13 protein-coding genes and 1 pseudogene are annotated in these 9,395 nt (G+C 64.1%); 10 read left to right on the top strand and 4 right to left on the bottom strand.

The features are described from left to right. The 8 genes from JCM12178_RS18795 to JCM12178_RS15620 all read left to right on the top strand — a co-directional run. The coding region (locus tag JCM12178_RS18795; protein ID WP_172677166.1) for an ACT domain-containing protein at window positions 1–196 on the top strand (196 nt) is incomplete at its 5' end. Window positions 197–265: 69 nt separating this feature from the next. Then, window positions 266–454, top strand: coding sequence for a hypothetical protein (locus JCM12178_RS20030; protein ID WP_245628823.1), 189 nt, complete (start codon window positions 266–268; stop codon window positions 452–454). Further along, entirely contained in the window at window positions 421–1,200 is a 780-nt protein-coding gene (locus JCM12178_RS15645; protein WP_245628822.1) for an asparaginase, read from the top strand. Before JCM12178_RS20030 ends, JCM12178_RS15645 begins: the two co-directional genes overlap by 34 nt. A 430-nt stretch (window positions 1,201–1,630) precedes the next feature. After that, window positions 1,631–2,179 carry an NAD(P)H-binding protein gene (locus JCM12178_RS15640; protein WP_054652742.1) on the top strand — a complete coding sequence of 183 codons (549 nt, stop codon included), beginning with the start codon at window positions 1,631–1,633 and terminating at the stop codon, window positions 2,177–2,179. Window positions 2,180–2,193: 14 nt separating this feature from the next. Then, the gene (locus tag JCM12178_RS15635; RefSeq protein ID WP_157054957.1) at window positions 2,194–2,430 is read left to right on the top strand and encodes a Rossmann-fold NAD(P)-binding domain-containing protein; all 237 of its coding nucleotides are present in this window, start codon (window positions 2,194–2,196) and stop codon (window positions 2,428–2,430) included. 3 nt (window positions 2,431–2,433) lie between these two features. After that, window positions 2,434–3,210, top strand: a complete 777-nt coding sequence (locus JCM12178_RS15630; RefSeq protein ID WP_054652738.1) for an HD-GYP domain-containing protein — start codon at window positions 2,434–2,436, stop codon at window positions 3,208–3,210. Between the two features lie 70 nt (window positions 3,211–3,280). Continuing rightward, window positions 3,281–3,664 carry a cupin domain-containing protein gene (locus JCM12178_RS15625; RefSeq protein WP_054652736.1) on the top strand — a complete coding sequence of 128 codons (384 nt, stop codon included), beginning with the start codon at window positions 3,281–3,283 and terminating at the stop codon, window positions 3,662–3,664. A 22-nt stretch (window positions 3,665–3,686) separates the two neighbouring features. Further along, window positions 3,687–4,493, top strand: coding sequence for a helix-turn-helix transcriptional regulator (locus tag JCM12178_RS15620; protein ID WP_054652734.1), 807 nt, complete (start codon window positions 3,687–3,689; stop codon window positions 4,491–4,493). 8 nt (window positions 4,494–4,501) lie between these two features. Here the strand turns inward: JCM12178_RS15620 and JCM12178_RS15615 are convergent, their stop codons facing one another. After that, window positions 4,502–4,969: an HAD family hydrolase gene (locus JCM12178_RS15615; protein WP_054652732.1), complete on the bottom strand. Its 468-nt coding sequence runs from the start codon at window positions 4,967–4,969 to the stop codon at window positions 4,502–4,504. A gap of 83 nt (window positions 4,970–5,052) precedes the next feature. On the opposite strand from JCM12178_RS15615, the pseudogene JCM12178_RS15610 reads away from it, so the two are divergent. Both JCM12178_RS15610 and JCM12178_RS15605 read left to right on the top strand, forming a co-directional pair. After that, a pseudogene (locus tag JCM12178_RS15610) lies at window positions 5,053–6,650 on the top strand (sodium:solute symporter family protein). An 86-nt stretch (window positions 6,651–6,736) separates the two neighbouring features. Continuing rightward, window positions 6,737–8,173, top strand: a complete 1,437-nt coding sequence (locus JCM12178_RS15605) for a sensor domain-containing diguanylate cyclase (protein ID WP_054652730.1) — start codon at window positions 6,737–6,739, stop codon at window positions 8,171–8,173. On the opposite strand, the gene JCM12178_RS15600 is transcribed toward JCM12178_RS15605, so the two are convergent. From JCM12178_RS15600 to JCM12178_RS20020, 3 genes are all read right to left on the bottom strand, one after another. Continuing rightward, window positions 8,170–8,457 carry a DUF4911 domain-containing protein gene (locus JCM12178_RS15600; RefSeq protein ID WP_054652728.1) on the bottom strand — a complete coding sequence of 96 codons (288 nt, stop codon included), beginning with the start codon at window positions 8,455–8,457 and terminating at the stop codon, window positions 8,170–8,172. The genes JCM12178_RS15605 and JCM12178_RS15600 overlap by 4 nt on opposite strands. Beyond that, entirely contained in the window at window positions 8,457–8,732 is a 276-nt protein-coding gene (locus JCM12178_RS20025; RefSeq protein WP_245628824.1) for a cell division protein FtsX, read from the bottom strand. The genes JCM12178_RS15600 and JCM12178_RS20025 overlap by 1 nt, the downstream gene beginning before the upstream one ends. Before the next feature lie 158 nt (window positions 8,733–8,890). After that, window positions 8,891–9,331, bottom strand: coding sequence for a cell division FtsX domain-containing protein (locus JCM12178_RS20020; RefSeq protein ID WP_245628821.1), 441 nt, complete (start codon window positions 9,329–9,331; stop codon window positions 8,891–8,893). Window positions 9,332–9,395 lie beyond the last annotated feature (64 nt).

Genomic DNA, 9,395 nt, shown 5'->3' with positions numbered 1-9,395 from the left:
ACCGCACCGGCCTGCTGCACGACTTTGCCCGGCTATCGCCGACGTGGGCCTGACCCTCTGCGGCGCGCGCGTCTCCACCATCTCCGGCCGCGCGCTCGATGTCTTCCGGGTGCAGGAACCGGACGGGACCAAGGCCGTAGCCCCGGCCCGCGTCCGCGAGATAGAGCAGGCCATGCTCCGGGCCTGCGAGGAATAGCTTCCCCCTTGCCACCGGCCCGGTTCTCTGCCATTGCTTCCCGGAACCCCAGCAACGCGGAGGCACTGCATGAGCCAGAGACAGGGACGCATCGCGGTCTTTTTTACCGGCGGCACCATCGGCATGAGCCCGGCCGAGGGCGTGGACGGCGTAGCGCCGGGAAACAACTTCTCCAAGCTGCTGCACGAGCTGGCCTCGCCGCCCGACGCGTGGTGCTCGATCCCGTGCTCTGGTCTGACAAGCCCAGCCCGCACATGACGCCCGAGGACATGTTCCGGCTCGCAAAAGACGTGGAGCGCGCCGTGGCCGACAAGGACTGCCTCGGCGCGGTGGTGCTGCACGGCACCGACGTGCTGGCCGAAACCGCCTACATGTGCGACCTCGCCGTGGACACCCACAAGCCCGTGGTGCTGACCGGGAGCATGCGCTACTACTCGGAGTCCGGCTACGACGGGCTGCGAAACCTCATCAACGCCATCCGCACCGTGCTCCTCCCCCTGCCCCCCGGCACGGGCGCGGCCCTGCTCATGACCGACCGCATCTTCCGCGCCCGCGAGGCCGTGAAGGTCAACTCCCTGAACGTGGACGCCTTTGAATCGCGCGAGGCGGGCATCATCGGGTACGTGGCCGGGGAGGAGGTCATCCTCGCGGGCTGCCCGCTCACCGTGGAGCCGAACCGCAAGTTTCTTGCCGAACGGCTGGAAACCCGCGTGCCGCTCATCACCAGCTACACCGGCATGGGGCCGGAGGCCGTGGATCAGGCCCGGGAGGCTGGCGCGAAAGGGCTTGTCATCGAGGGCTTCGGAGCTGGGAACGTCCCCCCGGAGGTGGTGCCCGCGCTGGAACGCTGCATGGCGGACGACATCCCCGTGGTGCTGGCAACGCGCTGCATCGAGGCGGAGTCTGGCCCATCTACGGCTATCCCGGCGGCGGCGCGGACCTCAAGGCCAAGGGCGTGGTCATGTCCCGGCGCATGGGCGGCCCCAAGGCGCGCATCCGGCTGATGCTCGCGCTGGCCGTTGCAGGGGACGCTGACGAGGCCCGCAGACTCTTTGTGGAATGGTAATGCGTTCCGGGCCTTGCATTGCTCGGCGATGATGCTTACCTTTGAGCCATGCCGAAAACGTTCGACCCCGACCTTCTCTACGTGGAATGCGGAAAATGCGGCCAGCCCATCCTCTGGGGGCCGGGCCAGACACAGAAAATCCTCGACGCCGCCGAGATAAACGCCGAAGAGATCGACGAGCACTGCGCCATCATTTCCGATGGCTGCCCGTCGTGCAAGCCCGGCGAGACCTCGTTCAGCACCCAAATCGTGCGCATGGACGACGAGAGCGACACCCCCACCGCCAAGCGCTCGAGGCAAACTAGCGCGCGGCTTTTCTTTTGTGCTCCAAACGAGTACCATCGGCCTCCGACACCACTGGAGGATCGATGCCTGAAAATACACTTGTTCTCGCGGGACTGGAAGGTCTCGCCATTCACGAACACCTCGCCCGCGACGCCGAAAACGCCGCCCTTGCCATCCGCACCCTTGCCGACACCGACGACGCCGACACCGCGTGCTCGGCCATGCAGGAATCCGACACCCTCGTCCTCGGGCTGCCGCTGACCGACAATATGGTGGAGCGCGGCTTCTCGCTGGTCAGTGCCGCAAAGACGGTCGGCGTGCGGCACATCATCTTTCTTTCCCGATACGCAGCCGCGCACGACGCCCACTGGCGGCTCGGCCGCGAGACGGGCCGCATCGACCTCGCCGTGGAGCAGTCGGGCCTGCCCTTCACCATCTTGCGGCCCAACACGCTCATGAGCGCCGCCTTCAGCCTGCCGCCCGACGGGCAGGACACCATCCGTCTGCCCGGTGCGGACGCTGCCGTGAGTTACCTGCATCCCGCAGACCTCAGCCGCTGCATCCTCGCCGTTGCAAACGCTGTGGACGACCATGCGGGCCGCACCTACGCCGTGACCGGGCCGGAAGCCTGAGCCCGAGAGAGGCTGTGGCGACCATGGCCGAGGTCACGGGCCGAAGCCTCTCCGCAGTTGACGTCGATGAGGGCGAGTACACGGCCATGCTCAAGGGCGAAGGCCGCAGCGAGTGGCAGGTGGAGATGCTCATCAGCCTTTCGCGCATCGGCATCCGGGGCATGATGCGCAACGTCACCGGCGCGGTGAAACACCTGACGGGCCAAGAGCCGCGACCGTTTTCCGAGTACGCCCGAAGCGCATGGGGGTAGTTCGTGAAGGATCCTCGCAAGGCCAGACGCCAGCTCATCGCCATCATCAAGGAAATCGCCGCCGGGAACTACACCGACGACATCATGGAGCTGACCGGCCCGCAATATCCTGACGAGATTCAGGAAGTGGCCGAAGCCGTGGGCATGATGATGGTCAAGATCGAGGCAAGGGAATTCCACCTCGAACAGCTTTACGAGACCATCAAGCACAACGCCCTGCGCACGGTGACCTCCATTGCGCAGGCGCTCGGCGCGCGAGACCTGTACACGGAAGGCCACGGTGAGCGGGTGGGGGCCTATGCCGAACGCGTGGGCCGCAGGATGGACCTCGGCGATCGCGAATGCGAACGACTGCGCGTGGCCGGGATGCTGCACGACATCGGCAAGATCGGCTTTTCAGACCGCATGTTCCAGAATGACGACATGGCCCCGGACGAGGCCATGATGCAGGAGATTCGCAGCCACCCGCAGTGGGGCCACGACATCCTTGCCGGGCTGGACTTCCTCGGTCCGGCGCTCGAATACGTCCACGCCCACCACGAACGGCTCGATGGACGCGGATACCCGCGCGGCCTGTGCGACGGACAGATTCCCCTCGGCGCCCGCATCATCGCCGTGGCAGACTGTTTTGACGCCATCACCACGGACCGGCCGTACCAGAAAGGTCGCCCGCCCGAGGACGCCTTCAGGATTCTCGGCGAAATATCGGGCACCGCGCTGGATGAAAAGGTCGTGGAGTGCTTTGTCCGCGAGGTGGAAGAGAACGGGCTGGAATCCTGACCGCCTTTGGCAAAGATCGTTCAATATCCGGACAGCGCCGCCGCGTAGGTTCCCCGAAAAAGGAGGAACCATGAACACGCTTTTTGACTCCATGAGCCACGGCACGGTCCACGGCGGCTGTACCCGCTGCGGCAAGGACCTCGACTGGAACTCGCACCCGAGCTTCACCGGAGTGGAGCTCAAGCACCTCGTCACGGGCGCGGACACGGACGGCGGCTTCAGCGTGCATCTGGTGCGCATCGCCCCGGACTGCGCCATAGGAGAGCACGACCACCCCGGAAGCTGGGAACTGCATGAAGTGGCAGAAGGACACGGCACCTGCCGCCTTGAAGAAAGCGAAATGGCCTACGAGCCCGGCACCATGGCGGTGCTTCCGGCCGGACGCCCCCACTCGGTGCAGGCCGGAAAAGAAGGCCTGAAGCTGCTGGCCAAATTCGTTCCGGCACTGGTGTAACCCCTAACCCCCACATCAACCCATGGGAAGAAAACCGCACGCCGACATCCGCCTGGCCCGCATCCCCGAGCTCTCCGGGAGCGGTCTGACACACTTCACCAAGGCCGAGAACCCGGTCTCCCGCCATGCGCATGACTCGCTGGTGCTCGGCACCGTGGACTCCGGCGTTCGGGAAATCACCGTGGCCGATGCAGCAATTCATGCCGGGCCGGGAGCGGTCTTCGTCATCCCGCCCGGCACTGTTCACTCGGTGAGCCACCCCGAGGGACCCTGCACCGGTTTCGCCCTGCATTGCCATCCGGCAGACCTCAACGAACTGCTGGGCGAGGTTCCGCCAATGGTCACGCTGGCCGTGCAGGACCACCTGCTGCGATCTCGCCTGAAAGACGTGGCCGAAGCCGTGGCAAAGGAACTCCCAGCACTGGAGCAGCATGGGCGGCTGGCCGAAGCGCTGGCCCGATTACAGGACCGACACGGGGAAGCAGCGGCCCTGCCGGAACGCAGGCCGCACAGCGGGGCCGAAAAAGCCAAGGCCTTGATGGTCAAGCGGTTTGCCGAACCGCTCAGGCTGGCCGATCTCGCCGAGGCCGCAGGCATGAACCCCTGTGCGCTCGGCCGGGCGTTTTCCGCGTCCATGGGCATGCCGCCGCACGAGTTCCTGACCTTTGTGCGGGTGCGAAACGCCAGACGGCTGCTCGATTCGGGGGCAGGTGTTGCCGATACCGCCGCGGCCTGCGGCTTTTCGGACCAGAGCCACATGCACCGGGCATTCAAGGCCGTACTCGGCATGACGCCCGGACAGTACGCCGAGGCGTGCGCAGAAACGTAAGGGAAGAATCAGGTACGAAGTGTCGCCGTCAGCCGCGAGGGCTTGAGCAGCAGGTCAAGGGCGTCGCGAATGTCTTTCACCACTACATCTGCCCCGCTCAGCGCAACGGGCGATGCACCTTCGGCCTGTATAACCGCAATGCCTATGTGCGCGGTCTGAAGCATGGGCCCGTCGTTGCGGCCGTTGCCCACCGCCACGCAGGATGTGGCACCGATGGTTTCCACGAACCGCCGCTTGGCCGAGTCCTCCCGGCCCGGCCCGATGACCTCCACGCGCACAGGAAGCCCATCCAGTCGCGCCCGGCAGGTGCCGTGCGTATCCGCGGTAAGGACCACGATCTCCATGGATGACGAAAGATCCAGAATGCGCTCCGCCACGCCGGGAAGCAGCTCGCCGTCCTCGGCAACGGTCCCGTTGTAATCGAGCACCAGCGTCTCAAGCTCCAGCTCTCCCAATCCGGGCACGGCTATGCGCATTGTTCCTCCGTTTGATTGACAGGTCACGCCCTCTCCTACTAGCTTCATGACCTTTCTGCAATCATTCCGCCGGAGAATCCACCATGACCGCCAAGATACTCACCGCCCTCGTCTACTTTGCCGTCGTCTTCTACCTCGGGTATCGCGGCTGGAAGGAGACGCAAAGCTCGGACGACTACATGCTGGCCGGTCGCAAGATGAAATCCTTCGTCATGGCCATGAGTTACGGTGCGACCTTCATTTCCACCAGCGCCATCATCGGTTTTGGCGGGGCCTCGGCCATGTTCGGGCTGGACCTGCTCTGGCTGATGGTCCTGAACATCGTGGTGGGCATCGTCATCGCCATGCTCGTCTTCGGCAAGCGCACCCGGCGCATGGGGCTGGCGCTCAATGCCTCGACCTTTCCGGAACTGCTGGGCAGGCGTTACAAGTCCCGGTTCATTCAGGCTTTCTCCGGCGGCACGGTCTTCGTGTTCATCCCGCTTTACGCGGCGGCGGTGCTCATCGGCATCTGCCGCATGCTCGAAATCTCGCTGGGCATCGACTTCCACCTCGCCCTCGTCGTCTTCACCCTGCTGCTGGCGGTCTACGTCATCTCCGGCGGCATGAAGGCCGTCATGTATACCGAGGCCTTTCAGGGCTGCATCATGGTCGGCATGATGCTGGTGCTCCTCTATGTGGTCTGGCAAAAACTCGGCGGCTTCTCGCAGGGGTTCGAGCTGCTCTCGTCCATGGCCCCGCTCATGCCGGAAAAGCTCAAGGCCCTCGGCATGGAAGGGTGGACGCAGGGAGCGCGGGCAGGATCACCCATGTGGCTGGTCATCTGGACCACGCTTATTTACGGGGTGGGCCTCGGCGTGCTGGCCCAGCCGCAACTCGTGGTGCGCTTCATGACCGTGCCCAACGACCGCGAGCTGGAAAAGGGCGTGATCTACGGAACCCTGTTCATCCTGCTCATTCCGGGCGTCATCTACTCCGTGGGCGCGTTCACCAACGCCATCTTCTACAAGGAGTTCGGCAAACTCAGCATCCAGATGGCGGGCGGCAACATCGACAAGATCATCCCCACCTTCATCGAGACCATCATGCCCAACTGGTACTCCACGCTCTTTCTGCTGGCCATGCTGGCCGCGGCCATGAGCACGCTGGCTTCCCAGTACCACGTGGGCGGCACCTCGCTTGGCCGGGACGTCTACGAGCAGTATGCACAAAAACGCTCCAGCGCGTCGGTGAAGGTGGCCCGCTACGCCGTCACCGCCACGGTGTTCATCACCCTGCTCTGGGCGTGGGTGCTGCCCGGCTCCATCATCGCCCGGGCCACGGCGTTCTTCTTCGGCCTCTGCCTCGCCACCTTCCTGCCCGCCTACCTGCTCGGGCTGTTTTGGAAAGGCATGACCCGTGCAGGCGCGATCACGGCCATGCTCGGCGGCTTCGCGGCTCCATGTTCTGGATGCTCTTCGTGCACGGCAAGGCCGCCACCGGCATCGGGCTGTGCCGGACCCTCACGGGCGCCGAGACGCTGGTATCCCACGCGGCAGCGGGCAGCCTCGTCTGGAAACTGCAATTCGTCGACCCCAACATCATCGCCCTTCCGCTCGGCGTTCTCCTTTCCGTAATCGTCAGCAGATGCACACAATCCTACGACCGACAACATATCGATAACTGCTGGAGCGAATTCTAGAGCCACCGGGGAGAAAGCACATCGACCCAGCCTCGAGCCTCTTATCATTTGCCAAAAGAGGCCGCTTGGGAGTATGAAGGCAGGGTATGAAAAATCCCGTCTCCACAAAGGCGAAACTGCTCTTCGCGCTCACGGTCATTCTGCTGGGAACCTTTCTGCTCACCAGCTTCATCAACTATCACGTTGCGCGTGAATCCGTGCGCGAGGAGCTGCTGAACTCCTCACTGCCGCTGACGGGCAAGAACATCTACTCCGAAATACACACCCAGATGATGCACCCCATCCTCATGGCCAAGTCCATGGCCGGGGACACCTTCCTCTGGGACTGGGTGCACAGCGGCGAGCAGGACGTGGAAACCATCCAGAAGTTCCTTCATGAGATCAAAATCAAGAACGGCTTCCTGATCGCCTTCTATGTCTCCCATATCAGTGACAAATACTACTACAACGACGGTGTCCTGAAACGAATACATCCGCGCGACCCGCTCGACGTCTGGTATTACGCATTCCTGCGCAGCAAGAGACCGTATGAGCTGAACGTGGATCACAGCGAGGCCGAAGGCGGCAAGCTGAGCGTCTTCGTGAACCACCGCGTCACGGACAGCGAAGGCAGGCTGCTCGGCGTCACCGGCGTGGGCATGGACATGAGCAAGGCCGCAGAACTGCTCCGGCTGGCGCGGGAAAAATACGAGCGAGAGGTCTATCTGGTGGATCAGGAAGGACTGGTGCAGATGCATCCCGACCTCGACATGGTCGAAACCTTCTCCATCCGCAAGGCCGAAGGGCTCAAGGAGCTCGCCAACGAGATCCTCACCCCGCGCGAGGAACCCACCACGTACGAATTCGATCGCGGCGAAAACCACGTGCTGCTTTCCACGCACTACATCCCCGAGTTCGACTGGTATCTGCTGGTGGAACAGAACGAAAGCACCGCCCTTGCCGCCGCCCGCTCCAACTTCTACCGCACCCTGACCATCGGGGCCGTGGCCTCATTGCTCATCATCCTGCTCTCCATCCTGACCGTGAACCACTTTCAGGGCCGCATCGAGGATCTCATCAGCACAGACGCCCTGACCGGGGCCGTCAACCGCCGGGGGCTTGACGAGGCCTTTGAGATGGCCGCCTACCGCACGGACCGCAGCGGCCAACCGTTCTCAATCATCCTCATCGACCTCGACAGCTTCAAGCGCATCAACGACACCCTTGGCCACCTCGAAGGCGACCGCGTGCTGGGACTCTCGGCGGATGGCATCCGCAAGACCCTGCGCCCCACGGACACACTGGGACGCTGGGGCGGCGACGAATTCCTGATCATGATGGAAGGCGGTCAGGGCGAGGCCAAAGCCGTGGCCGAGCGGGTCAACGACATTCTGGGCAACCTTGAAAACGGCACATCCCTGACATGCAGCAGCGGGGTGGCGGAATACAGGGTGGGCGAGACCCTCGACGATCTAGTGCTTCGCGCGGATCAGGCCATGTACGATGCCAAGGCCGAAGGCGGCAGCAAGGTCGTGATCGGCTAGGCGGCGGGGTCGTCCTGAGCGGCCTCGTGCAGGATGGTATGCGGAACAGCCTCGGCCACGGAGCCGAGGAACTCCATGAACTCCCGGCGTTGCTGCGGCGAGAACCTGAGCAGCAGAACGCCCTTGAAGCGGTTCACCACCGTGAATATCCCGAGATTGTCATGCGCTTCGAGCAGGAAGCGGAACCGCCCGATAAGGGACGGGTCGATCTGCACGTAGAGGCGGGCCGACCGGTCCGGCGGTGCAGGGCAGCGGCGTTTGCGCGGCTTGTAACGTTTTCGCATCAACGCACCGCGACCCAGCTTGCGGCAAGGGAGACAAAGACTACGCCCCCTGCCAGCAGCACGCACTGCTCAAGCGGCAGAAAGCGCACCTGAAGGAAAAGCGGCGGGATGTTCAGGGCGTCCTTGAGGGTGTTCTGGGCCACGAGCAGCAGCCCCAGCCCGGCGGCGCTGCCGAGCACGCCCTGCAGAAAGCCGCCCGTAAGAAGCGGCCAGCGGATGTACCACGGCTTGGCCCCCACCAGTGAGAGGATCTCCACCTCGTCCCTGCGCGTCATGAGCGAGAGCTTGATGGTATTGCCCACCACCAGCGCGGCCACCAGCGCGAGAAATCCGACCACAGGCCATGCCACGGTGCGGGTCACGGCGATCCACCCCTGAGCGAGGTCCATCTGCGTGGGCGCGTAGTGAACCTTTTCCACGCCCGGAAGGGACTTCAGTTCGGTGAGCAGCTTGGCGGCCCAGCCGTCGGTCTGCTTTTCCGGGGGGATGGCGAACGCGGCCAGCGCGGTATGCGGCAGCGGGTTCTGCTCCTTGAGCCACGAGAAGTCGCCGGACTCGCCGAGGCTCTCGGCAAGCTCGATGAGGCGTCTTCGGGCGTGAAGGCCCGGAATTCCTCCAGTTCGGACATGTCGGCGATCTTCTGCCACTCGGACTGCACCACCTGCGGGTTCGCGTCCGGGCTCCAGTAGAGCTGAAACTCCACCTGCCCGCGCGACTTGAGCAGTTGCAGGTTCACGTTGTGCAGGGTCAACAGCACGAATCCGGCCAGAAAGGCAACCATGGCCACGGCGGTCAGGGTCAGCAGGTGGGCGAACGGGTGCACCGCAAAATCCGCGATGCCGCGCCCGGTGAGTCGAAATACGCGCCCGATCATGCGGCCTCCCCGGCTTCGGGCACGCCGTCGCGGGCCACGATGCGGCCGCGCTCTAGGTGCAGGG

This window comes from Salidesulfovibrio brasiliensis JCM 12178 (assembly GCF_001311825.1).
GTDB classification, from domain to species: Bacteria; Desulfobacterota; Desulfovibrionia; order Desulfovibrionales; family Desulfovibrionaceae; genus Pseudodesulfovibrio; species Pseudodesulfovibrio brasiliensis.
The sequence above is the reverse complement of the archived record's forward strand: the minus strand, read 5'-3'. Positions and strand labels throughout refer to the sequence as shown.